We start from the raw sequence: 23,178 nt of genomic DNA on the forward strand, positions 1-23,178 counted from the left end.
CCGTCAGGGCAGGAGCAGGAGCTTGCCGGTGGTCGTGCGCGCTTCGAGGTCGCGGTGGGCCAGTGCGGCGTCCCCGAGCGGGTAGCGCCCGCCGATCTCGATGCTGAGCCGGCCCCTGCGGACCAGGTCGAACAGCTCGGCGCTGCGGGCGAGGAGCTGCTCGCGGGTCGGGATGTGGTCGAAGAACACCGGGTAGCTCACCCTGATGCTGCGCGGCGGCTCGCGCATGCTCACCACGGGCGGGTCGCCGATGACGGCCCCGTAGTGGAGCAGGTGCCGTGGCGGCGCAGGACCTGCATCGAGGCCAGCAAGGTGGTCTCCCCTCCGCCGTCGAACACGGTGTGCACGCCCCGGCCGCCGGTGAGCTCCAGGACGGGCCGCACGAAGGCCTCGCCGTGAAGTGGTGGGCGGTGATGCCCTGCACATCAGGGCCGCCGCGACCTCGTCGGGGATGTCGCTGACCCGGACGCGAAAAATGGACCCGCAAGTCCAAATCTGTCCGGAAACCGACTGGCGCGAACCGGGCGCGCTAGGGCATCATGGCGTCCATGATCTTCTACAGGAAGGGCGGCCACCGCCCCAGCCGGTGACCCCCGGCACGAGGAAGCTGAGCGCCGAGCCGCTCACCTTCCTGGCACACGCGATCTCCCTGTCCGCGCTGCACGGCCCCGGCCCCTGGCCGCCGGAGGCCATGGACCTCCCCGACGAGCCACCGCGCGCGGACGACGGCAAGCTGCACCTGCCCTCCGTCGTCATGGACGGCGTCCGCACCCACCACTTCGGCTTCACCCCCGACTCCGGCACCGTCCAGGAGATCGCCGGCCTCCTGGAGGAGGGGGCCCCGCACGCCATGCTGCACGATCGCCTCGCGCGCGCCCGCGCGCTGGAGATCTGCGACGACCTGCCGCGCGAGCTGGCCCGCAGGGGGCTGAGCAGGCAGCAGGTGTACGAGGCGGGCCGCCGGCTGGCCGAGCACGGGACACGGCGCGAGGCGGTCAAGACCGGCATCGTGCTCGTCGGCGTGACCGGCGACGAGCGGGACCGCGAGCTGCTGCTCCTGCTCGGCACGCTGGAGGAGCTGACCCTGTACGCGGTCGTCGCCCTGCTGCGCACCCAGCCGGCGCAGGAGCGGGAGCGGGCGGTGTTCGAGCTGGCCAGGCGCGTCACCGGATGGGGCCGCATCCACGCCGTCGAACGGCTGGAAGGCAGCGACGACCCCGCGATCAGGGCCTGGCTGCTGCGCGAGGGCTTCCGCAACCACGTCATGGACGAGTACCTGGCGCCGCTCGCCGCCACCACCGGTGACCTGTACTCCGCGCTGCTCGACCCGGAGCCGGACGAGGCGCTGGTGGACGGCGCGGGCGGCATCCTGTCCGCGCTGGCCCGCGGTGAGGGCGGCCCCACCACGGGCCTCGACGCCTACGAGGACGCGGTGCCCGCCCTGGCCCGCTACGCCGACCTGGCCGCCGCGGGACAGTTCACCCTCGAGCGCCTCGACCACCTCCTGACCATCCGCGGCCACCTGCGCGAACCCGCCGCGCACTGGCTCCCCGCCGACGTGGCGGCCCTGCGGCGCCGCTACGCCGACGTGCTCGCCCAGCCGCGCTGGACCGAGCTGGCGCTGGCGGGCGTGGCGGACCCAGGCGGCGACGGCTTCGGGCAGGCCCAGCACTGCGCGCTGCGGCTGGGCCTGCCGATCCTGCCGCAGCTCGTGGCCCGGCTCCGGGTGGCGCCGGACGACGGCTTCACCTGGCAGAACGTGCTCCGCCTGACCGACACCGGCGCGCTCGTGGCACTGGCCGAGGAGCTGCTGCCGCTGGACGACCTGGCGAACGGCCCCGGCGTGGTGCTCGGCGGCGACGGCCACGAGCACGCGCTGGAGCTGATCGTCACGGAGCTGGAGCGGCATCCGGGCCTCGGCCTGCCGCTCATCGGGGCGGCACTGCGCAACCGCGGTCCGCGGGTCCGCCGGTGCGCGCTCCGGGCGTTGCGGGCCTGGCCGGAGCCGCCGGCGGAAGGCGTCGCGTGGGTGCGGGCGGCGCACGCGGTGGAGCCGGACGAGGAGCTCCGCGACGCCATGAACGCCTTTCTGACGACCTGTGAGGGGTGACGAGATGCGATCCCAGGAGCTGCTCGACGAGGTGGAGCCGCTGCCCCACGGGGAGCGCTGCCGCCACCTCGCGCTGCGCGCCCGCGAGCTGTCCGGCCATCCGAACCTGGCCACCCTGCTGGACGAGCTGGCCGGAGGCGGCGCGTACGAGCGCCTGCTGGCCGTGCGGATGGCCACGATGGTGAAGGACCTGCGCCACCTCACCCGCGCCCTGACCGACCCGGATCCCGACATCTCAGGGTTCGCGATCGAGCAGGCCGTCAAGCTCGGCGCCCCGGCCGCCACCATCCGCGCCCTGACCCGCACCGCCCCCCTGCACCACCGCATGACCGCCTACCGCGCCCTCAGGCGCCACCGCCGCGCCGACCTGGCCGAGCTGCTGATCGACGAGGTGCGCGAGCGGTGGGGCGACCGCGAGGCCGCGACACTGCTCGCGGCCTGCGGGGCCGAGGCGGTCGCGACCAGGCTGGCCGACCTCGCCCACGCGGTGCCCAACTGGGCGGCGCTGGCCCGCCGGCACCCGCTCCTCGTGCTCGACCACGCCGAGCGGACGCTGGACGGCCTGACCCAGGACCTGCGCGACACCTGGTGGCTGGCCCTGACCCCGGGCGTGGAGGCCGCTGCGGCGCACGCCCCCGAGCGGGTGATCGCGCTGCTGGAGCGCCACTGGACGCCCAGGTCGTGGCGCTGCGCGGGGCGGCTCCTGGACGCCGACCCGGACCGTACGCTGGCCGTCTACCTGGCCCCTGGCCGGCAGGCCCAGCTCGCCGGGCTCCTCCGGTGGCCCGCCGTGCGCAGGCGGCTGGCCGCGCTCACCGACGAGCGGCTGGGCGAGCTGGGCAGGGCGGTGCGCGAGCAGGGCGGGGTCACCGACCTGCTGCGGGCGCTGCCGCCCGCCCGCAGGGACGCGGTGTTCACTGCGGCGATGCACGGCTTCGACCTGTCCCAGCACGTTCTCCCCGAGGAGCTGCTGAGCCTCCTCCCGCTGCGCCGCCGCGTCGCCGAGGCCCGCCGCATGCTCGGGCTGCGCGCCATCGGCGAGGACGAGCGGCGCACGCTGGAGATCACCGCCTTCCTCCCGTACGACGAGGCGGAGCCGGTGCTGCGGGCCGCCACCCGCCGCTCCGACCCCGGGGACCGGATCGACGGCTACGTCAACCTGATCCTCTGCGCGGGCCGCAGCCGCGACCCCGAGGTGCTCACCCGGCTGGCGGACGCCCTGACCCGGCTGCGCAACGAGCAGGACCCGGTGCGCGCCGCGACCGTCTCGACCCTGGCCGTGATCCCCTGCCGGCTCCTGCGGCCCGCGCACGTGCCGTTCCTGGACCGGCTCGTCGAGGACGCGCTGGCGGCCCGCGACTGCTCGGCCCGCACCCGGCACGCCGTCAGCGGCCTGGCGGCGCTGGCGTTCGAGCAGGGGGCGACGCGGGAGGACGCGGCTCTGCTGGAGTTCGGCATGCGGACGTTCGAGCGGGTGATCGAGAACGTGGGCCTGGCCACGCTCAGCCACCTGCCGGAGGTGTTGCGGCGCGGCCAGGAGGTCGAGCTGGTCCGCAGGCTGGAGCCGTACCTGGAGGCGGCGGCGAGGCACGACCGCCACCGGCTCGCCTTCCTGCTCGCCGCGGCGTTCGGCCGGCGCGGGCACGAGCTGCCCGAGCTGCGGCGGGCGCTGGAACGCGCGCTGGACGCCGTCGAGGGACCGGAGGCGATCGAGGCCGTCGAGCACTGGCTGGAGCCGTCGCGGACCAGGGGCGAGCGGGTGGCGAGGCTGCTGGCGGCCGATCCGTCCGTGGTGAACCTGGACAAGGTGTTCGAGGTGCTGGCGTGGCGGCGTACCGACCTGCTGGAGGCCGCGCTCGGGCCGCGGGATCCCGAGGGGCGGTTCGGCAGGACCGGCGCGCGCCGGTTGCACCGCGTGCCGCGCCGGGCGGTGCTGCGCTGGACGGCCCGGCAGCGCGAGGCGTATCTCGGGCTGCTGGAGCGGGCCGCGCGGGACACGACGCTGCCCGTGTGGGAGCGCGCACGGGCCGTGCGGAAGCTGGGCGAGGTGCCCGGCGTCGCGGCGGAGCGGTTGCGGGCGTACGTGCTGCCGGGCGAGGCCGTGGTGCGGCGGGCCGCGTTGACCGCGTTGCCGTGGACGGCGGCGCCGCAGGACGTGCTGGGTGACCTGCTCGCGCACGCGGGCGGGGACGACGCGCACGTGGCGGTGTACGGGGCGGCGCGGGCGGCCAGGTTCGTGCGGCCGGGGGAGCTGGCGGCGGCGCTGGAGCCGGTGCTGGCGGGCGGCAAGGTCACCGCGCGCAAGGAGGCCGTCCGGCTGCTGGCCAGGCACCGGGCTCCCGGCGCGATGGGCGTGCTGCGGGAGCTGTGGGACGCGCCGGGCCAGCACAAGGACGTCCGGGCGGCGATCGTGTCGGCGCTGCCGGAGCTGCTTCCCGAGCCGGCGGCCTGGGAGCTGCTCAAGGAGGCGGTCGCGGCGGAGGACGTGGCCGCCGCGGCGCTCAAGCCGGATCCGTTGAGCCTGCCGGAGCGGTGGCGGCCGGCGTACGGGGACCTGGTCGCCGCCGCGACCCGCTCGGGTGACCTGAGGACCCGGCTGGCGGCCGTCCAGGCGCTGCCTCGCTGGGGCTCCTACGTGCGAGGGGCCGCGGAGCGGCTGGCCGGGATCGTCCGCGAGCTCGACGAGACGGCCGGGTGGCGGGACGCGGCCTACGGGCTGGTGAGGGTGGCGTGCGCGGGGAGCGGGGTGGCGGAGCTGCGGCGGACCGTCCGCGCGCTCACCGCCGCGCCCGACGGCCCGGACGCCGGGGCCGAGCGCGACCGCCCGGCCGCCCAGCGGCTCGCGGCCCTCGTCCTGGGCCTGCGCCTGAACCTCCAGCCGGAGCGGCGGCGGCGCCTGGACCCGGGCATGAGCCACGCCGCGTACCATCCGGGCACGCACCACGCCGCGTACCATCGGGGCGCGCACCACGCCGCGTACCACCCAGGCACGCGCCACGCCGCGGACCCGGAGTCGGTGCGCGCGGTCGCGCGGGCCGTCGTCGCCGACCTGCCCGCCGACCTGGCGGCCGAGCTGCTGGCCACCACCGTGGACTGGGCCCACGACCCGCGGGACGACCTGGCCCGGCTGCTCGGGACGATCACCGGGGTGCTGGCCGCCGTCGAGGCGGGCAGGCTGCTCGCGGTCTCGGCGCGGAACGTGCCGGCGGAGCGGCTGCTGCCGCACGCGCGGTGGCTGGCGGGCCAGGGCGAGGCGGGCGCGTTGCTGGCCGTCGAGCTGGCCGAGTCGTGCGCGTTCAGGGCGGGGTGGGGCGAGCCGTGGCGCGAGCTGCTGCGCGAGGTGCGGGCGAGCGGCCTGCGCGAGGCGGAGTACCGGGCGCGCCGGGTCAGGACGGCCATGGAGTGAACGGGGAGGGTTCGGCGCCACTTCACTGACAGTTCAGGAAATAGTCAGACATGCGCATAGGCGCGGTATAACGTCGATTTTTGATCAGTTAACGACGAAGACGGGTATCGCACCATGCGCAAGGTCCTGACACTCACCCTCGCCGCCACCTCCGCCCTCTCCTTGCTCGCCGCCACCCCGGCAGGCGCCGCCGACCGTCCCCGCGAGCTGCCCGCGGAGATCTACGGCGGCGCCTGGACGGCCGGCCACGTCCAGGGCATGGCCATCGACCAGCGCAAGGGGTACATGTACTTCTCCTTCACCAACCTCCTCGTCAAGACCGACCTCCAGGGCAAGCTCGTCGGCTCCGTGACCGGCTTCACCGGCCACCTCGGCGACCTCGACTTCAACTCCCAGGACGGCCGCGTCTACGGGTCGCTGGAGTACAAGGAGCAGGAGTCGTTCTACATCGCGATCTTCGACGTGGACCGCATCACCGCCCCCGACATGGACGCTCAGACCACCGACGTGGTCAAGACCGTCTACCTCAAGGAGGTCGTCGCCGACTACGTGGCCGACATGAACGGGGACGGCACGTTCGACGGCAACGTCGGCAACACGCCCGACCACCGCTACGGCTGCAGCGGCATCGACGGCGTCTCGTTCGGCCCCGAGTTCGGCAAGAAGCACGGCAAGCAGAAGCTGACCGTCGCCTACGGCATCTACGCCAACACCACCAGACAGGACAACGACTACCAGGTCCTGCTCCAGTACGACATCCAGCAGTGGAGGAAGTACGAGCGCCCGCTCACCGAAAGCGCCCCGCACCGGAGCGGCCCCGAGCAGGTGGACGGCAAGTACTTCGCCTACACCGGCAACACCACCTACGGCGTGCAGAACCTCCAGTACGACCAGCACACCGGCAACTGGATGATGGCCGTCTACAAGGGCACCAAGCCGCAGTTCCCCAACTACACCTTCTTCATGGTGGACGGCGGCGCCCGCCCCAGGACGGGCGACCTGGTCGGCCAGCCGCAGCCCGAGCGCGGCAAGCTGCTCACGCCGGCGCCCGGCGGGCTCCAGGACCCGGCGACGGGGATCAGGGGCTGGCAGTTCACCGGCGAGTACGGCCTGGTCTCGCTCGGCGGCGGCCGCTACTACGTGGCCAAGGCCGGCAAGGTCACCGAGGACGGCGTCTCCAAGCACACCGGCCACGCCCAGCTCTACCGCTGGACCGGCCAGTCGCCGACGCCCTTCGAGCGCCTCGGCTGACGCCCTCGCGGCATCCGGGGCTGTGCCTGCGGTCGGCCGGTAAGGGCTGTTAGGGTCGTGACTCATTCCTCGAACGAGTAAAGATTTCTGCACGGGAGAGTCATGCGGACCACAGGCAAGATCGCGATCGTCACGTCCGTGCTGGCCGGGGCCGCCGTTCCGCTGGCGACCCCGGCCGGGGCACAGGCGGCGCAGGCGTGGGTCGCCTACCACGACCTGAGCGCGAGCCAGAGCGTCGCCCGGGTGACCCGCCTCAAGGACCAGGGTTACCGGCCGATCACGGTGAACGTCTCCGACGGGGAGCGGTACGCCGCCGTCTGGGTCAAGGGCGGCTCGGCCCACGAGTGGGGCATCTGGCAGGGCATGTCGGCGTCCGGGTTCCAGAAGCGGTTCGACGCCGGGGTGAAGGAGGGGGCGCAGCCGACCTCGGTCTCCGCCACCGGGCCGGCCGACTCGCCCGTGTTCACCGCCGTCTTCGAGAAGAAGAAGGGCGCGTTCGTGGCCAGGGCCGGGCTCACCCCGGCGGGCTTCGCCGCCGCCAACAAGGAGGCCACCGCCAAGGGGCTGGCGCTGACCTCGGTGGACGCGTACGGCACGGCGGACGACGTCCGGTACGTCGGCGTGTGGAGCGCCAACGGCGGCGGCGCCTGGTACTACACCTACGGCAAGTCGCTCAAGCAGCACGAGGCCGAGTTCTACGCCAAGAAGGAGAAGGGCTTCCGGCCGGTCAGGATCGCCGTGGCGCCCGACGGGACGTACGCGGCGGTGTGGCGCAAGGACGGCGACAAGTCCTGGGCCCACTACGTGGACATGAGCGCCTCCGGCTACCAGAAGCGCTTCGACGACCTCAAGGCCAAGGGGCTCGCACCGGTGCAGGTCAACGCCGAGAACGGCAAGTACGCCGCCATCTGGCAGTAGCCGCCACCGGCACGGGCGCACGGGCCCGGTGGACGGCACCGCCGGGCCGCCGTGCTGGGGCACCGCACTCCGCCGGGCCGCCGTGTTGCGCCACCGCACCCACCGCACCCCACCGCACCCCGCCCGGCCGCCGGGCCGCCCGGCCGCCGGGCCGCTGGGCCGCCGGGCCGCCGGGGGGCGACGGCGGCGCCCTGTCACTTCGTCAGGATCCGGACGTCGCCCGTCTTGCTGCCGGCCGTGATCCTCCGCTCGCTCTTCCTGTCGTGCTCGACCTCCGAGCGCGTGCTCCCGTCCGTGCTGGCGACCGTCACCGCGTACCGTCCCGAGGGCACCCTCGCGGTCACCCTGCCGTCGCCCGACCGCAGGTCGAGGGTGGCGGGCGCGGCGGCGAACGCCACGTCGATGGCCCCGTCGGAGGTGCGGCAGCGCACGTACCCGGACTTGAGACCCTCGCCGGTGATCGAGCCGTCGCTGCGCAGCCGCAGCCGCCCGGAGGCGCCGGTGACCTGGATGCGGTCGCGGCTGCTCGCGGCCACGTCCTGCGTGAGGCCGTTGAGGATGAGCCCGTCCGTCACGTCGATCGAGAGCCGGACGCCGGGCGGGACCTTGACGTGGTAGCGGGCGCCGCAGTCGCCGAACACCAGGTTGCAGCTCGCGCTGAGCCGCAGGGTGCCGTCGCGCAGCGACCAGGCGGGGGAGTCGGCCGCCTTGCCGCGCACCCACCGCTCCACCTGCACGGCGCCGCCGGTGCCCTGGAGGACGCGGACGCCGCCCAGGGGCACGTCGATCTTCAGGTCGGCCCCGGTGAAGGGGAACGACTGGGCGGCGTGGACCTCGTCCGCTGCCAGGTCCACGCCGCAACCGGCGGTCGCCGTCGCCAGGAGCGCCGCGCATGCCGCTGCTGCCGCAATCTGCCTCATGGCACCCGATCGTGGCCGAACGGTCCCGACCGGCCATCGACCGTCCGGCCGAGCCGAGCCCCGCCCGCCTCCACCATTCGGCCATTCGATGACGCCGGCGGCTACAGCGCCGAAAGCAGCGCGTTCACCTGCCCCAGCGGGTCGGCCCCGATCGGGCGCACCACCACCGACGTGGCCCCGGCCGTCCACAGGCTGTTGACGTGCGCGGCGGCCTCCTCGGCGGTCCCGGAAGCGATCGCCACGTCCTCCGGCGCGACCCCCAGGAACCCGGCCTGCCCGGCCACCATCTCCCCGCTCTCCCCGTCGTCACCGGAGCCGACGCGCAGGAACGTGAACACGACCAGCTCGTGATCCTCCCCGGCGCCGATCGTCTCGAGGATCCCGGGCACCTGCTCGGGCCCCACCCCCTCGGGCACGATCGTGCCCTGCGCCACGCGCCCCGACAGCGCCAGGGAGCGCGGCCGCTTCACCCCGGTCAGCACGGGCGGCGGCTCGGCCGGCGGGTGCACCAGCGACACGCCGTCCAGGTGGACGGCCTTGCCGTGCAGGGTGACCGTCTCGCCGCGCAGCAGCGCGCGCACCGCGGTGACCGTCTCCTCCAGCAGGGTCAGCGGCGAGGCCGGGGCGGCGCCCACCTGTCGCATCCAGTCCTGGACGCCGTGCCCGATACCGGCCGCGAACCGGCCGGGGTGCACGCGGGCCAGGTTGCCCAGCTCCATCGCCAGCAGCATCGGGTTGCGCAGGGGCGCGGGGGCGATGCCGAGGCCGACGCGCAGCCGGGAGGTGACGGCCAGCGCGGTGGCGGCGGAGGTGAGACCGCCCGTCCAGCCCAGGTCCTCCACCACCCACAGGTCGGCCACGGACGTCTCGTCGAGCGCTCTGGCGAAGGGGATGAGCTGCTCGGGCGGCAGCCCCCGGTCGAACATGACGCCGAGTCTCACGATGCCCTCCAGTAATAGCGGTACAGCCGGCCGACCTCCGAGTATCCAGCACGCAGGAAGGCGTCGGCAGTGGGCACGTTGGCGACGTCGGTGGCGGCCACGACGCGTTGCAGGCCGGCCTCGGCGAGCGTGCGGGTGCCCCAGGCGAGCAGGTCGTCGACGTAGCCGTGGCCGCGGTGCTCGGGCACCACGCCGATGTAGGCGATCGAGTGGTCGTCGGGGGCGACCAGCCCGACGGGGGAGTCGCCGAGGTAGGCGATGCTGAACCAGTCGGGCTTGGCCTTGCGGCTCATCAGGTCGTCGTACATCCAGCGGGCCTCCTTCTCCGCGCCGGACGTGGCCACCTCCACCTGGGTGTCGTGGTCGAGCGACCCTTCGGAGACGCGGATGAGGATGTCGATCACCTCGGCGGGGTCCATGCGGCGCGCGGGGTGGAAGGTCAGCCGGCCAGGATTTTCGGGCACGTCGCTCACGGCCACCCACTCCAGCAGCAGCCGCTCCACCTCCATGGTGAACCCGGCCTCGATGAGCGCCTCGTGCTCGACCGCCCGGTCGACGACGGGATCGAGCCCGGGCTGCAGCGAGATGTCGTGGATCACCTTGGTCAGGCCCATCGCCTCAAGGCTGCCGCGCAGCAGGCCGGCGGCGGCGACGGGGTCGGAGCCCGGGTCGAACTGCCAGACGATCTCCGGCTCCGAGCCGGGGAAGGGCGCCCAGTAGGCCAGGCGGGCCTGCCCCTGCGTGAAGCACCACTCAGGCCGCGTCCTGCCCTCGTCGAAGGCGGCGCGAAGCTGGGAGCGCGCAGGCTCGGGGAACTGGTCGAACAACGTGAAAGCCTCCGCTGACGAGGGGGCTCTCCCGCGACTTCACAAGGGTCGTGGAGAGGCGTGCCGACATGACCTGACCATGTTCTCGCACGCCTCTTACCAGTTTTACCCGTTACCGCTCAGGCGGCGCTCTCCAGCGCGGTCCGCGCCTCCGTGAGGGAATGACTCGTCTCGAAATGCCGATCGAGGTTCGTGATCGTCAGCAGGTGCCGGATCATGCCCGGCGCGAGGACCAGGATCATGCGCCCGTTCAGGTCCTGGACGTGGTTGAGCGTGGCGACCAGCACGCCGAGCCCGACGGAGTCGCAGAACGGCACCTCGGTGAGGTCCACGACCACGTTGAGGGGATCGGCGGAGGCCAGCGCCTGTTCGAGCTCCGCCCGCAGCCTGGGCGCTCCTGCCACGTCGAGATCGCCTACGACGTGCAGAACCGTACAGGGCTCCTCCCGCCAGTACCTGACCACCATGGGCCTCACCTGCCCGACACCGAGATAATTATGCCTATTTCTTACATATGTTCTGCATTGCCGTTTTGGTGGTTGGTGTAACACTCGGCTTCGCAGTTGGGGTGCCGGTTGACTTCTGTTGCTGGACTTTCAACTGGTCGCTGCCCAGAATCAGCTCGATGCCGTCGAGATCCACCTTTCGCAGCTGCGCGCCGGGAATGGCGGCGGCCACGGCTTTCGCCTGCGCCTCGAAACCCTCGCCGTACCGGATGAAGGTCTGCTTGTAGTCCTTCTTCGAGGTGTTTCCGGGCTTGTCCGGCACCTTGAATCCGTAGGCGACCAGCGCCTCCTTCGTCCGCGCCCCCAGGCCGGTGATCAGCGTGCCGTTCTTGACGTCCAGCGTCACCTGGCCGGGCGTGATCGCCGACGGCTTGGGGGAGGCGGAGGTGGAGGTCGAGGCGGACGGTGTGGGCCTGGCGGGGTCCTGGTCGGAGTCGATCCTGGTGAACAGCTCGCGGGCGGCCTGCTTGTCCCACAGCACCGCCGACTCGCCCGTCGGGGTCTTGAAGTCCACGTCGGCCAGCGGCACCTCGGCGAACTTCACGTCCTCCAGCGAGACGTCGCGCAGCTGCGTGGCCAGGCCGAGCAGGCCGTCGTCCGGATCGACCTTCACCGTGCTCAGCGTCGAGTTGACGAACGAGGCCAGCTTGGCCGGGTTCGCCAGCGTGTCGGCGCTCAGCACCCGGTTGAGCAGCGCCGAGATGACCTGCTGCTGCCGGTCGATGCGGTCGAGGTCGGAGCGGGCGGTGGCGCGGGTGCGGGAGTAGCCGAGCGCCTGCACGCCGTCGAGCTGGTGGGTGCCGGCCGGCAGGTTGAGCGCGATCTTGGTGTCGTTGATGGGGACGGGCGTGCAGACGGTGACCCCGCCGAGGGAGTCGACGACGTCGATGAAGCCCAGGATGTTGACCTCGATGTAGCGGTTGATCTCCAGCCCGGTGGCCGCCTCCACGGTCTGCTTGGCCAGCTTCGGCCCGCCGAACTGGTACGCGGAGTTGATCTTGTGGTCGCCCTTGCCGGGGATCGTCGTCCAGGTGTCGCGCGGCAGGCTCACCACGGTGACCTTGCTGTGGTCCTCCGACAGGTGCACCACCATCATCGTGTCGGTGCGCTGGCCGCTCTCCCGGCCCAGCTTGAGCCGGTTCTGCTGCTGGCGGGTGAGGTCGTCGCGCTTGTCGACGCCGACCAGCAGGATGTTCTCGGCGCCCCGGGAGGCGGGCGCGGTCACGCCCGCGTCGACGGTGCCGATCTGGCGCGGCGTCGCCCACACCACCCCCGTGGTGATCAGCACGCCCGTGGACAGGAGACCGGCGAGCAGCACGTTGCGGCGGCGGGCCCTGGCACTTCTGCGCGGCGGGCGCCGAGTGCGGACAGGTGTGGTCAGCTTGACGCCGCCGTAGGCGTCTCCGCCCACCAGCACACCGCCGTCCTCCTCGTCCGGGTCGCGCATCTGGTCCCCCTTTTGTCACCCGGGAGGTCGGCCTTTCGATTGCCCTCCTCCCACGGTCGTACAGTAGCGTGAGCCCCGCCATGAAGCAGTTCCCCGACTCGCCGCACGCGCCCGCGCAGACGCGCGGCTGGCCCCCCATCTCCGTCGTCATGCCGGTCCTCAACGAGGAGCGGCACCTCCGCGAGGCCGTCGAGATGGTCCTCGCCCAGAGCTACCCCGGTGAGATCGAGGTCGTTCTCGCCGTGGGTCCGTCCCAGGACCGCACCCAGGAGGTCGCCGACGCCATCGCGGCGGCCGACCGGCGGGTGACGGTGGTGCCCAACCCGACGGGCCGCACCCCCAACGCGCTCAACGCGGCCATCGCCGCCTCCCGCAACGGCATCATCGCCAGGGTCGACGGGCACGCCATGCTGCCCTCCGACTACCTGCGCGTGGCCGTCGAGACGCTGGCCGAGACCGGCGCCGACAACGTGGGCGGCATCATGGCGGCCGAGGGCGTCACCCCCTTCGAGCAGGCCGTCGCCTGCGCCATGACCTCCAAGATCGGCGTGGGCGCCGCGGCGTTCCACGTCGGAGGCACGGCCGGGCCCGCCGACACCGTCTACCTCGGCGTCTTCCGGCGCTCGGCGCTCGACCGCGTGGGCGGTTACGACGAGCACTTCCAGCGTGCCCAGGACTGGGAGATGAACCACCGCATCCGCCAGACAGGCGGGCTCGTGTGGTTCCAGCCGCGCATGCGGGTCTCCTACCGGCCCAGGCCCAACGCCAAGGCGCTGGCCAAGCAGTACTTCCACTACGGCAGGTGGCGGCGGGTGGTCGCGCGCACCCACGAGGGCACGATCAATCTGCGTTACCTCGCGCCTCCGGCCGCCGTGCTCGCCATGCTGCTCGGGCTGGTCGTCTCGCCGTTCTTCCCCCTCGCGCTGATCGTGCCGGGCGGATACGCCCTGGCGATCGTCGCCGGCTCGGCGGTCACCGGCAGCGGGCTGCCGACGAGCGCCAAGCTGCGGCTGCCGCTGGTGTACGCGGCCATGCACTGCTCGTGGGGCTGGGGCTTCCTGACCAGCCCGAAGAAGCTGGCCCGGCCGCCGCGCTGACCTTCCCGTCGTCCGCCGCACCCCGCCGTCCCGCGGCGGGGTCCTTCCCGGTCACCCGCCGGAGAGCACCCGTTCCACGGCCGCGTTGAAGCGGGTCATCGCGTCCGGGTACTCCGGCCCCAGCAGGTGGCTCCTGAGCTTGATCCGGGCCCTGGCCAGCGTGTCCTCCCCGTCCAGGAACTCCGCCAGCCCCGACAGGTCCTCGCCCAGCAGCACCCCCGCCTCCGTGCTCGGGTACCGCTCGTGGAAGGCGCGCTCGGGCAGCCCCGTCACGTTCGTCACCGCGTACGGCTTCTCGCTGGCCAGGAAGTCGGCCACCACGCTGGAGATGTCGCTGATCAGCAGGTCGCACTCGTTGAAGCACTCGTACAGGTGCGGCATGGGCCCCGAGACGACCAGATGCCGGATGTGCGGCACCGACCCGGCGGCCCCGGAGGGATGGCGGGCCTTCGACTTGGCCAGCTCCGCCGCCTCGATCATGGCGACGATCTTCCGGTGGGCGCGGGTGGCGCTCTTGTCGCGGTGGCCGGTGAGCGGGTGCGGCTTGTAGATGACGCGCAGCGGCGGCCGGTGGTCGAGCAGGGCGCGCACCAGGCGCGGGCCCATGGTGATCAGCGAGGTGTGGAACAGGTCGTCGCTCCAGCCCTCCCAGGTGGGCGCGTACAGGACGGTCCGGTACGGGAGCCCGGGCCCCTGCGTCGAGATGCCCTGGAGCTGGGGCCGCCCGACCTCGTGGATGTTCTCGTCCCTGACGCCCACCCTGGCCCGGCGGTACCGGTCGCGGCCGGCGGGGCCCGCCACCCACACCTCGTCGTACACGCGTGAGAACGGGTTGAACGAGGCCTCCTTGTCGCTGTCGCCGTGGTTGAGGAAGACGCTGCGCAGGGTCGGGATGCGCAGCATGTGCACGTTCCTGCCGACGTTGGCGACGTACAGGCACAGCTTGGCCCCGGTCAGCGCGCGGAAGCTCATCAGGTCGGCCGACGACGGGATGCACACCATCGGCAGTGAGGTGGACTCCAGGTGCCTGGCCATGCCGCGCTCGCGCAGCACCACGATGGCGCGGCGGTCGAGGCGTTCGAGGGTGGGCAGCCACATCCTGGCCTGGTAGGCGGCGGCCGTGGCGCCGGAGAAGTACAGGATGACCTCGGGGCCGTACTTCTCGACCTGCTCGCCGACGACCTCCAGCACCCTGGCCCGGTCGGTCAGCGGCGTGGCGCGGCGCACGTACGGGATGAGCGCGAGCGCCCCCGCCAGCCCCGCCGCCAGCGCCACGCCGGCGCCGGCCGTGGCCGGGACGGCGCCCAGGACGGCCCCGAGCACCGGCAGCGCGTCCAGGTAGAGGAACGGCACGCTGCCGGCGTCACGCAGCGGCCCCGGCGGCATCCTGGGGATGCGCAGCGCGGAGACGTCCAGGTTGCGGGTGGTCACCGGCATCCTGCTGAGCATCTGGCGCAGCCGCAGCGCCAGCCCCGTGTGCAGGGCCCGCACCACGTGGATCGCCAGCAGGCCGGCCGCCAGCGCCGCGAACCACGGCAGCTCGGCGCCCGCCGTCCGGGCGACCAGGAGCAGCGCCATGGTCTCGCGGGCCGCGAAGCGCAGCGTGATCCCGAGGTGCACCTTGCCGAGCAGCTCGGGCAGCGGGCGGGCGGCGCGCGGGGCGGCGTACTCGATCAGGTACGAGGCCGCCGCCACCGCCCCGAACAGGACCGGGGCCGGCCACAGCGCCGCCACCAGCAGCGCCGGGTAGCAGCCGAGCAACGCCGCGATCACGATGAGTCTCCTCATGTGATCGCACGGTAACAAGCCTCAGGTCAAACGGCGTCCACGCGGGCGTCTATGACTTGCCCTGAAAGGTCGGAGATGAGGATGTCCAGCGAGGTCTGCGCGACCACGAGCGGAGAGGCGCCGGTATTGACGCAGTTGACCCGGATGCCGCCGGCGGCCCATTCGCCGGCCAGCGCCCTGGTCAGCCCGGCCACGGCCGCCGCGCCCGACTCGTGCAGCGCGCCGGAGCCGGGCGGGACCTGCAGCAGCAGGCTGGGCCGGGGGCCGGGAGCGGCCCCCGTGGCCGGCCCGGCTCCGCGCAGGTGCGGGCGGGCGGCGCGGGCGACGTTGAGCGCGCCCAGGTGGCCGGTGCCGACCGCGTCGGCGACGGTCTCGCCGCTCGCGTGCGCCAGGTCGCCGGCGTGCCCCCGGCCCGCCACCAGCACCACGTGGTCGGCGGCGCCCACGTCGTCGAGCGCCTTGGCCACGGAGTCGAAGTCCTCGACGCGAACGCCGTCGGCCCTGGTCAGGACATGCACGATCGCGCCGTGACGGGCCGCCTCCCGCGCGATCGCCGACGCGCCGTGCTCCGGCTGAGGGCCGTCGGGGGCGAGAGGGTGCGCGGCGGGCAGGACGACGATCACCTGCCCCGCCAGCGCGCCCCTGTCGCCCGCAGGCACGGGCGCGGGCAGCCGGAAGAGCAGGTCCGCGATGTGCAGGTCGGCCGGGTGGGTCACCTTGATGTTGCGCTCGCTGCCCTGCACCAGGTGGATCGGCACCTCCGGCAGGTAGCGCAGCACCACCCCGCAGTCGTCGGTGGCGGGCAGCCCGGCGAAGCCCGGGTCGGCCATGGCCCGCTCGTACGCCTCCCGGATCACCGAGAGCCGGAAACACTGGGGGGTCTGGCTGCGCCGCAGCCGCGACCGGTCGAGCACCTCGCCGATGGCGCCCTCGGGGGTCGCCACCAGCACCGTGTCGGAGCTCGGGATCGCCACGTTGACGGCCTGGTGGGCCTCCAGCGCCCTGACACACTCCGTGATGATCCGGGGCTCCAGGAGGGGGCGTACAGCGTCGTGCAACAGCACGTTGCACTCCTGTGCCCCGAGCGCCGCCAGCGCCCGCCAGGTGCTCTCCGTACGGCTGGAGCCGCCGTCCACGACCTTGCTGACCTTGTGGTACCCGCCCCTGGCCACGATCTCGCGGACCCGGCCGGCGTACCCGGGCGTCATCAGCACCACGATCTCGTCGATCTCCGGCGCGGCCTCGAACACCGCCAGCGAATGCTCGATGATCGTCCTGCCCGCCACCTCGATGAGCTGCTTGGGCGTGCCGAGCCCGACCCGTTGTCCCACCCCGCCCGCGAGGAGCACTCCTACCGACCGCAGCCGTGAATCCATACCGGCAGCGTAACGGTGCTGTTCCGTGATATCGCGTTGACCTGTCGCTACGCTGTGTCTACGCACCCCCGAGACCACGTGCTCCACCCCGACCCGGGAGGAGACCTGAGCTTTGCCCGACTCATTGACCTTCGAAAGCACGACCACATCGGTCCTGCTGCTCGCCACGACACCCGCGTGCAGGCTCCACAGCGGCGACGGCACGTTGCTCGACCGCCTCGGCGACCAGCTCGCCACGCTGCCCGTGCGCGAGGTGCAGGTGGTGCCCGCCGCCGAAGGGCTGGCGGCCGACCTGCGCGGCGTGGCGAAGATCGTCCGCACCGCCGCGGGCCCCGTCGCCGTGCTGCCCGCCGACCTGGTGCTGCACACCGAGGCGCTGGCCGTGCTGCTGGAGCATCCCGCGCACGGCACCGCCGCGCTGATCTCGCACGACGCCACCGCCGGGCCGCTGCGCCCGCCTGTACGGGTGGAGGGCGGCAGGGTCGTCGCGGCGGGCAGCTCCTTCCACCTGGTGCCCGAGGCGAACGCCACCTTCAGGGGCGTGCTCCAGGCGGGGGAGGCCGACCTGGCCTCGCTGGCCGACATCGCCGAGGAGCTGGCGGAGCTGGCCGAGGCGGGCAAGCTCGGCCCCGTCACCCCGGTCGAGGCGGTGGACCTGCTGCTGGTCGGGCTGGTCAGGTCCGGCGTGACCGTGCGCGCCGCGGGCATCGGGCAGCTGCACGCCGACCGGGTGACCGGCCAGATCTCCGCCGACGCCGCCCTGGCCAGGCTCGCCGAGGTGGACGAGGCCCAGGTCAGGCTCGACGCCTCGGTCAAGGAGGACGACGGCTTCTTCGCCACCTTCTTCGTCTCCTCCTGGACCCGCTACCTGATCAGGCCCTGCGTCCGGCTCAAGCTCACCCCCAACACGGTCACCGGCGTCTCGGCCGGGCTGGCCCTGCTGGCGGCCGTCTGGTTCTCGGCGGGCACCCAGGGCGGGCGGCTGGCCGGGGCGGGGCTGCTGTACCTGTCGTTCGCGCTCGACTGCCTCGACGGGCAGCTCGCCCGCTACACGCGTACGTTCTCCCCGCTGGGGGCCTGGGCCGACGGCATGTCCGACCGGCTCAAGGAGTACGCGGTGTACGTGGGCCTGGCCTTCGGCTCCGCCGCCGCCGACAGCTGGTACCTGGCCGTGGCGGCGATGGTGCTGCAGGTCGTCAGGCACGCCATCGACTACACCTACGCGGGCGCCGTCGCCGACGCCGCCCGGGTCGGCGCCATGTGGGGCAGACCGGCGCGCTCCCTGCTGGAGACGCAGGACGTCCGCCACGCCCCCGGCGGCATGCTCAAGCTCGCCCAGCGCCTCGAACGCGACACGATCGCCCGCTACCTGAAGAAGATGATCGTGCTGCCCATCGGGGAGCGGATGGCGCTGATCGCCGTCACCGCCGCGTTCTGGGACGCCAGGGTCACCTTCCTGGCACTGCTCGGCTGGGGCGGCGTGGCGGCGCTCTACCAGCTCGTCGGACGGATCGCGAGGTCGGCACGGTGATATCGGTCCACATGACCCCCGTCCCCAGCAGCACGGTCGTGGCCTACCGCGACGACGGGCCGCTCTCGCGCGCCATGGGGCTGCTCGTGGCGGGGCAGCTCCCGCCGCTGCCGCCGGTGATCGCCGGCACGTTCGTCACCGGCGTGCTGCTGCTGCTCGGCGTGGCGGGGACGGACGGCCTGGCGGTGTTCGCGCCGGCCGTGACGCTGCTGCTGGCCGGGCCGGGCAGCACGCATCCGCACGACGGCAGGTTCGACTGGCTCGTGCCGCCGATCCTGCGGCTCATCGAGTACACCTTCATCGCGGCCGTCGGGTTCGCCCACGCGGTGCACCCCGTGGTGATCTTCATGCTGCTCGCCGCGCTGGCGTTCCACCACTACGATCTGGTCTACCGGTTGCGCCAGCGCGTCTACGCGCCCCCGTGGCTGTCCACTCTGGGGCTCGGCTGGGACGGGCGGATGATGGTGGTCTCGCTGGTCGCGCTGTCGGGCTGGCTGACCGGGGGCTACGCGCTGCTCGCGGTCTACCTGTGGGGGCTGTTCGGCTGGGAGAGCCTCACGTGCTGGCTCGCCGCGCCCCGATCCGGGGTGGATGCGACCGATATGGGAACGCAAGACTAACGCCGGATTACCCGCACGGGGCCCAAAGACGAATACTCTTTGGGCCATCGGAGTCATGCTCGACTGAGGAGTGCACGTTGCTGGGAATGGTTCTGGCCGCTGGGGCCGGACGACGCCTGCGGCCGTACACCGACACGCTGCCCAAGGCGCTCGTGCCGGTCGACGGCGAGACCACGATCATGGACATCTCGTTGCGCAATCTCGCCGAGGTGGGCCTGCGGGACGTCGTGGTCGTCGTCGGTTACGCGGCGCAGGCCGTACACGAGCGCAAGGAGGCCCTGGAGGAACGCCACGGCGTCAAGCTCACCCTCGTGCACAACGACAAGGCGGAGGAGTGGAACAACGCCTACTCCCTGTGGTGCGCGCGTGACTACTTCGCCCAGGGCGCGCTGCTGGTCAACGGCGACACCGTGCACCCGGTCTCGATCGAGAAGACGCTGCTGGCCGCGCCCGAGACCAGCGACATCCTGCTCGCCGTCGACAACGTCAAGACGCTGGCCGACGAGGAGATGAAGGTCACGCTGTCGCCGGAGGGCGCGCTGCGCCGCATCACCAAGCTGATGGACCCGGCGCAGGCGTACGGCGAGTACATCGGCGCCACCCTCATCAGGCCCGCCGCCGCCGACCGGCTGGCCGACGCGCTGAAGACGACGTTCGAGCGTGACCCGCAGCTCTACTACGAGGACGGTTACCAGGAGATGGTCGAGCGCGGCGAGCTGATCCACGCCGCGCCCATCGGGGAGGTCGACTGGGTCGAGGTGGACAACCACGACGACCTGGCCAAGGCCCGCGCCATAGCCGTTCACTACTGAGGGGGCGCGGATGCCGCTTCTAGCGAGGATGTTGCCGGCGCCGCTGACCATGGACGTCAGGCGCGGCGCGGTCGCCCAGCTCGGCGCCCTGCTGGCCGACAGCCGCGTGGCGACCTCCGGCAGGGTCGCGGTGGCCGTCGGCATGGGCCAGGGCGACCACATCGAGAGCCTCATCGCGCCCACGCTGGGCGAGGCCGAGGTGTTCAGGGTGGCCGACGGGTCGGTCGACGCGGCCGTCTCGCTCGGCGCCGACCTGCGCAAGGCGGCCTTCGAGGTGGTCGTCGGCGTGGGCGGCGGCAAGACGATCGACGTGACGAAGTACGCCGCCTCGCTGGCCGGCATCCCCATGGTCGCGGTGGCCACCAACCTCTCCCACGACGGCATCTGCTCGCCCACCGCCTCCCTCGTCTACGAGGGCGGCAAGGGCTCGTTCGGCGTGCCGATGCCGCTGGCCATCCTGGTCGACCTCGACTTCGTGCACAACGCGCCGGAGTCGCTGGTCAGGGCGGGCGTGGGCGACGTGGTGAGCAACCTGTCGGCCATCGAGGACTGGCAGCTCGGCAACGTCGAGCGCGGCGAGCCGATCGACGGGCTGGCCTGCTCGATGTCCCGCACCGCCGCCGAGGCGCTGGTCGGGCGCACCGACTCCATCGAGTCCGACGCGTTCCTGACCGTGCTGGCCGAGTCGCTGATCCTGTCGGGCATGTCGATGGTGGTCGCGGGCTCGTCCCGGCCCGCGAGCGGTGGAGATCATGAGATCCTTCATGCCGTGGATCAGCTCTTCCCCGGCACCTCCAACCACGGCGAGCTCGCCGGCATCGGCGCCGCCTTCTGCTTCTTCCTCCGGCAGGACGAAGCCCGCACCAAACAGGTCGTCGACTGCCTGCGCCGGCACGAGCTGCCGGTCGTCCCCGGCGACATCGGGCTGAGCCCCGAGCAGTTCGCCGAGGTCGTCGCGCTGGCCCCGGCCACCCGCCCCGGCCGTTACACGATCCTGGAGCACCTGCGCATGCAGGACTCGGAGATCCGCGATCGGGTGGGGGACTATGTCCGGGCCTTCGGTAGCTGAGCTGCGCCAGGTGGCCCAGCCACCCGGCCACCTGGAGCGCAGGAACGGCGAGCACTGGGCGGGCGTGCTCTACATGCGCCGCCTGTCCATCTACGTCACCTGGCTGTTCACCAAGACCTCCGTCACGCCCAACCAGCTCACCTGGGTGATGACCGTGGCGGGGGTCGCGGCGGGCTTCGTGCTGGCCCTGCCGGGGCTCTGGGCGGCGGTGCTGGCGGCCTTGCTGATCCAGGTCTACCTGCTGCTCGACTGCTCCGACGGCGAGCTGGCCCGCTGGACGGGCAAGACCTCGCTGGCCGGCGTCTACCTCGACCGGGTCGGCGCGTACTTCGCCGAGGCCGCGGTGCTGGCCGGGCTGGGCTGGCGGGCCTCGGCCGTGCTGCCCGACTGGTACACCGTGTGCGGCTTCGCCGCCGCGCTCGGCGCCATCCTCATCAAGGCCGAGAGCGACCTGGTGGAGGTAGCCAGGGCCAAGGGCGGGCTGGGCGCCGCGAGCGAGGCGGCGGCCGTGCAGTTCCGCTCCGGGCTGCTGGGGCTGGGGCGGCGGGTGCTGGCGGCGACCAGGTTCCACCGGATCGTGCAGCCGATCGAGCTGTCCATGCTGGCGGTGGTGACCGCGGTGATCGACCTGGTCATCGGCGAGCCGACGGCCACGCGGGTGCTCGTGGTGGCCTGCCTGATCGCCGCGGCGCTGCAGACGGTGCTGCACCTGATCAGCATCATGGCGTCGAGGCGACTGGCTTGATGACGCGCCTGGAACCGAGGGGGGCTTTCGTCCGTCGTATTGATCGGACGTCCGCCGTTCGGTGGGGGTTCATCGTCGGTTCCGATACGCTTAGCTTCACCATTCCCAGACCATGCAGACCAGCAGACTCGGTGATCATGAAAGAATGCTCCGCCCGTGCTCTCAACGCGTCAGGACAGTGATTCGTTGAAGATCTCGTGCGTCATCCTCACCATGGGCAACCGGGTCGCGGAGCTGAACCGGGCGGTCGAGTCCGCGCTGAACCAGGTCGACGGCGACGTCGAGGTGGTGATCGTAGGCAACGGTGCCGACGTGCCCGAGGTGTCGGCGACGCCACCCGAGGGATCGGCCGCGGTCGTCAAGGCCATCCGGCTCGATCGGAACACGGGCATCCCCGCCGGCCGCAACCGGGGCGTGGAGGAGTGCTCGGGAGACGTCGTGCTGTTCCTCGACGACGACGGCTGGTACGCCAACCCGAAGGTCGTCTCCCACGTACGCGACCGCTTCGCCACCGAGCCCGACCTGGCCGTGATCTCCTTCCGGATCATGGACCCTGACGGGAGCGGCAGCCAGCGCCGTCACGTCCCGCGCCTGCGCGCGGGTGACCCGCAGCGCTCCAGCGCCGTCACCACGTTCCTCGGCGGCGCCTCGGCGATCAGGCGCTCGGCCTTCCTCCAGGTGGGCGGCCTGCCCGAGCGCTTCTTCTACGCGCACGAGGAGACCGACCTGGCCTGGCGGCTGCTCGGCGAGGGCTACCGCATCGAGTACGACGCCGAGACGGTGATGTACCACCCCCAGGTCCCGCCGACCAGGCACGCCGAGTTCCACCGGCTCAACGCCCGCAACCGGGTCTGGCTGGCCCGGCGCAACCTGCCGTGGCCGCTGGCGTTCCTGTACCTGACCAACTGGGTGGTGCTCACCGTGATCCGCGAGCGCGGGGCCTCGGGGGCGCTGAAGGCGTGGTTCTCCGGGTTCTTCGAGGGGCTGCGCAGCCCGGCGGGCGAGCGCCGGCCGATGGCCTGGCGCACGGCGTGGCGGATGGTCAAGCTCGGCCGCCCGCCGATCGTCTAGCGCCGCGTCGCCGCGTCGCCGAACGCCGCTAGACCTGCTGCGCCTCGCCGAAGCTCATCTCGGCGTGCGAGATCGTGGTGCTGAACAGCGCCCGCTTGGGCAGCCCCAGCTCGCTCAGCTCCTTGGCGATGGGATGGTTGCCCAGGCGGATCAGCGCGCCGCTGGGCCGCATCCTGGCGCCCTTGGCCCGTACGGACCACGGCACGCGCCGCGTCACCCCGTCGCGGTGCGTGTAGGCGTCGAGCGGCGCCATCGCGCCCGCCGCCGGCACCGGCAGGCCGGGTTTGATCAGCATGTCGAGCACGAGCCGCCCGTCCTTGCGCAGGATGCACCTCTTGTACGGCGACGACAGCCGCAGCTCGATGTCGGCCAGCTCCTTGGGGAACCCCCACAGGGTGCGCCCGGCCTCCAGCGTGAACGCCTGGTCCACCGGCAGCCAGTGCACGAACACCCCGGCGTGCCGCAGCTCGCCCGGCCCCACGGATCCGGCCGCGCCGGGCGGCCGGACGAGGAAGGCCATGCCGAACTCGTGGTAGGTGTCGAGGTCGCCGTCGCGGTAGTCGACGAAGACCAGCATGCACACGGCCTTGCCGGGCAGCACCTCGGCCACGTCCAGCCCTGAGTACGCGATCACCGCCCTGGCGGCGTCGGCACGCACCGGGTAGAGGGCACTGCACACCTCGGCGTCCCTCACCCGTACGGGCATGCCCACCGCCCGGCCCTGAATCTGATGCGATGCCATG

General features: G+C 72.6%; 21 protein-coding genes. 11 read left to right on the top strand and 10 right to left on the bottom strand.

What is annotated here, in order from left to right:
• Positions 1–3: 3 nt before the first annotated feature.
• Complete coding sequence (locus tag LCN96_RS06445) at positions 4–228, bottom strand: zinc-binding dehydrogenase (RefSeq protein WP_225271656.1); 225 nt, start codon at positions 226–228, stop codon at positions 4–6.
• Between the two features lie 2 nt (positions 229–230).
• Complete coding sequence (locus LCN96_RS06450) at positions 231–383, bottom strand: hypothetical protein (protein ID WP_225271657.1); 153 nt, start codon at positions 381–383, stop codon at positions 231–233.
• Positions 384–586: 203 nt separating this feature from the next.
• Here LCN96_RS06450 and LCN96_RS06455 point away from each other — a divergent pair, with 203 nt between their 5' ends.
• The 4 genes from LCN96_RS06455 (at position 587) to LCN96_RS06470 (ending at position 7,685) form a co-directional block, all read left to right on the top strand.
• The gene (locus LCN96_RS06455) at positions 587–2,110 is read left to right on the top strand and encodes a hypothetical protein (protein ID WP_225271658.1); all 1,524 of its coding nucleotides are present in this window, start codon (positions 587–589) and stop codon (positions 2,108–2,110) included.
• A gap of 4 nt (positions 2,111–2,114) precedes the next feature.
• Positions 2,115–5,516 carry a hypothetical protein gene (locus LCN96_RS06460; protein ID WP_225271659.1) on the top strand — a complete coding sequence of 1,134 codons (3,402 nt, stop codon included), beginning with the start codon at positions 2,115–2,117 and terminating at the stop codon, positions 5,514–5,516.
• A gap of 114 nt (positions 5,517–5,630) precedes the next feature.
• Positions 5,631–6,767 carry a hypothetical protein gene (locus LCN96_RS06465; RefSeq protein ID WP_225271660.1) on the top strand — a complete coding sequence of 379 codons (1,137 nt, stop codon included), beginning with the start codon at positions 5,631–5,633 and terminating at the stop codon, positions 6,765–6,767.
• Positions 6,768–6,869: 102 nt separating this feature from the next.
• Positions 6,870–7,685 carry a hypothetical protein gene (locus LCN96_RS06470; RefSeq protein WP_225271661.1) on the top strand — a complete coding sequence of 272 codons (816 nt, stop codon included), beginning with the start codon at positions 6,870–6,872 and terminating at the stop codon, positions 7,683–7,685.
• A gap of 194 nt (positions 7,686–7,879) precedes the next feature.
• On the opposite strand, the gene LCN96_RS06475 is transcribed toward LCN96_RS06470, so the two are convergent.
• The 5 genes from LCN96_RS06475 to LCN96_RS06495 all read right to left on the bottom strand — a co-directional run bounded on the left by LCN96_RS06475 (position 7,880) and on the right by LCN96_RS06495 (position 12,326).
• On the bottom strand, positions 7,880–8,605 hold the full coding sequence (locus LCN96_RS06475) for a DUF4097 family beta strand repeat-containing protein (RefSeq protein ID WP_225271662.1): 726 nt from the start codon (positions 8,603–8,605) through the stop codon (positions 7,880–7,882).
• Between the two features lie 101 nt (positions 8,606–8,706).
• Positions 8,707–9,546, bottom strand: coding sequence for an LLM class flavin-dependent oxidoreductase (locus LCN96_RS06480; RefSeq protein ID WP_225271663.1), 840 nt, complete (start codon positions 9,544–9,546; stop codon positions 8,707–8,709).
• Entirely contained in the window at positions 9,543–10,373 is an 831-nt protein-coding gene (locus tag LCN96_RS06485; RefSeq protein WP_225271664.1) for a GNAT family N-acetyltransferase, read from the bottom strand. Before LCN96_RS06485 ends, LCN96_RS06480 begins: the two co-directional genes overlap by 4 nt.
• A gap of 119 nt (positions 10,374–10,492) precedes the next feature.
• Complete coding sequence (locus tag LCN96_RS06490) at positions 10,493–10,840, bottom strand: STAS domain-containing protein (protein ID WP_225271665.1); 348 nt, start codon at positions 10,838–10,840, stop codon at positions 10,493–10,495.
• A 34-nt stretch (positions 10,841–10,874) separates the two neighbouring features.
• Positions 10,875–12,326: an LCP family protein gene (locus tag LCN96_RS06495; protein ID WP_225271666.1), complete on the bottom strand. Its 1,452-nt coding sequence runs from the start codon at positions 12,324–12,326 to the stop codon at positions 10,875–10,877.
• An 80-nt stretch (positions 12,327–12,406) separates the two neighbouring features.
• Here LCN96_RS06495 and LCN96_RS06500 point away from each other — a divergent pair, with 80 nt between their 5' ends.
• On the top strand, positions 12,407–13,423 hold the full coding sequence (locus LCN96_RS06500; RefSeq protein ID WP_225271667.1) for a glycosyltransferase family 2 protein: 1,017 nt from the start codon (positions 12,407–12,409) through the stop codon (positions 13,421–13,423).
• A gap of 51 nt (positions 13,424–13,474) precedes the next feature.
• On the opposite strand, the gene LCN96_RS06505 is transcribed toward LCN96_RS06500, so the two are convergent.
• Positions 13,475–15,211 (bottom strand): CDP-glycerol glycerophosphotransferase family protein, encoded by a 1,737-nt coding sequence (locus LCN96_RS06505; protein WP_225271668.1) that lies wholly within the window; start codon positions 15,209–15,211, stop codon positions 13,475–13,477.
• A 26-nt stretch (positions 15,212–15,237) separates the two neighbouring features.
• Complete coding sequence (locus LCN96_RS06510) at positions 15,238–16,587, bottom strand: bifunctional cytidylyltransferase/SDR family oxidoreductase (RefSeq protein WP_225271669.1); 1,350 nt, start codon at positions 16,585–16,587, stop codon at positions 15,238–15,240.
• A 112-nt stretch (positions 16,588–16,699) separates the two neighbouring features.
• Here LCN96_RS06510 and LCN96_RS56440 point away from each other — a divergent pair, with 112 nt between their 5' ends.
• The 6 genes from LCN96_RS56440 (at position 16,700) to LCN96_RS06535 (ending at position 22,435) form a co-directional block, all read left to right on the top strand.
• Entirely contained in the window at positions 16,700–18,118 is a 1,419-nt protein-coding gene (locus LCN96_RS56440) for a CDP-alcohol phosphatidyltransferase family protein (protein WP_263657444.1), read from the top strand.
• Positions 18,119–18,129: 11 nt separating this feature from the next.
• Positions 18,130–18,738, top strand: a complete 609-nt coding sequence (locus tag LCN96_RS56445) for a DUF5941 domain-containing protein (protein WP_263657445.1) — start codon at positions 18,130–18,132, stop codon at positions 18,736–18,738.
• Between the two features lie 77 nt (positions 18,739–18,815).
• Positions 18,816–19,550 carry a phosphocholine cytidylyltransferase family protein gene (locus LCN96_RS06520; protein ID WP_225271670.1) on the top strand — a complete coding sequence of 245 codons (735 nt, stop codon included), beginning with the start codon at positions 18,816–18,818 and terminating at the stop codon, positions 19,548–19,550.
• A gap of 28 nt (positions 19,551–19,578) precedes the next feature.
• Positions 19,579–20,619, top strand: a complete 1,041-nt coding sequence (locus LCN96_RS06525; protein ID WP_225275931.1) for an iron-containing alcohol dehydrogenase family protein — start codon at positions 19,579–19,581, stop codon at positions 20,617–20,619.
• On the top strand, positions 20,597–21,364 hold the full coding sequence (locus LCN96_RS06530; protein ID WP_225271671.1) for a CDP-alcohol phosphatidyltransferase family protein: 768 nt from the start codon (positions 20,597–20,599) through the stop codon (positions 21,362–21,364). Before LCN96_RS06525 ends, LCN96_RS06530 begins: the two co-directional genes overlap by 23 nt.
• Before the next feature lie 186 nt (positions 21,365–21,550).
• A complete protein-coding gene (locus LCN96_RS06535) occupies positions 21,551–22,435 on the top strand; it encodes a glycosyltransferase family 2 protein (RefSeq protein ID WP_225271672.1) in 885 nt (294 codons plus the stop codon).
• A gap of 28 nt (positions 22,436–22,463) precedes the next feature.
• Here LCN96_RS06535 and LCN96_RS06540 read toward each other — a convergent pair whose 3' ends face one another.
• The gene (locus tag LCN96_RS06540; protein ID WP_225271673.1) at positions 22,464–23,177 is read right to left on the bottom strand and encodes an acetoacetate decarboxylase family protein; all 714 of its coding nucleotides are present in this window, start codon (positions 23,175–23,177) and stop codon (positions 22,464–22,466) included.
• Between the last annotated feature and the right edge of the window lies 1 nt (position 23,178).

Source organism: Nonomuraea gerenzanensis (assembly GCF_020215645.1).
Lineage (GTDB): Bacteria > Actinomycetota > Actinomycetes > Streptosporangiales > Streptosporangiaceae > Nonomuraea > Nonomuraea gerenzanensis.

Coding starts and splice junctions, on each gene's coding strand:
- LCN96_RS06510 (WP_225271669.1), bottom strand. CDS start 16,587: ATGGATTCACGGCTGCGGTCGGTAGGAGTGCTCCTCGCGGGCGGGGTG.
- LCN96_RS06460 (WP_225271659.1), top strand. CDS start 2,115: ATGCGATCCCAGGAGCTGCTCGACGAGGTGGAGCCGCTGCCCCACGGG.
- LCN96_RS06500 (WP_225271667.1), top strand. CDS start 12,407: ATGAAGCAGTTCCCCGACTCGCCGCACGCGCCCGCGCAGACGCGCGGC.
- LCN96_RS56445 (WP_263657445.1), top strand. CDS start 18,130: ATGACCCCCGTCCCCAGCAGCACGGTCGTGGCCTACCGCGACGACGGG.
- LCN96_RS06475 (WP_225271662.1), bottom strand. CDS start 8,605: ATGAGGCAGATTGCGGCAGCAGCGGCATGCGCGGCGCTCCTGGCGACG.
- LCN96_RS06445 (WP_225271656.1), bottom strand. CDS start 228: ATGCGCGAGCCGCCGCGCAGCATCAGGGTGAGCTACCCGGTGTTCTTC.
- LCN96_RS06465 (WP_225271660.1), top strand. CDS start 5,631: ATGCGCAAGGTCCTGACACTCACCCTCGCCGCCACCTCCGCCCTCTCC.
- LCN96_RS06505 (WP_225271668.1), bottom strand. CDS start 15,211: ATGAGGAGACTCATCGTGATCGCGGCGTTGCTCGGCTGCTACCCGGCG.
- LCN96_RS06530 (WP_225271671.1), top strand. CDS start 20,597: ATGTCCGGGCCTTCGGTAGCTGAGCTGCGCCAGGTGGCCCAGCCACCC.
- LCN96_RS06540 (WP_225271673.1), bottom strand. CDS start 23,177: ATGGCATCGCATCAGATTCAGGGCCGGGCGGTGGGCATGCCCGTACGG.
- LCN96_RS06490 (WP_225271665.1), bottom strand. CDS start 10,840: ATGGTGGTCAGGTACTGGCGGGAGGAGCCCTGTACGGTTCTGCACGTC.
- LCN96_RS06495 (WP_225271666.1), bottom strand. CDS start 12,326: ATGCGCGACCCGGACGAGGAGGACGGCGGTGTGCTGGTGGGCGGAGAC.
- LCN96_RS06525 (WP_225275931.1), top strand. CDS start 19,579: ATGTTGCCGGCGCCGCTGACCATGGACGTCAGGCGCGGCGCGGTCGCC.
- LCN96_RS06470 (WP_225271661.1), top strand. CDS start 6,870: ATGCGGACCACAGGCAAGATCGCGATCGTCACGTCCGTGCTGGCCGGG.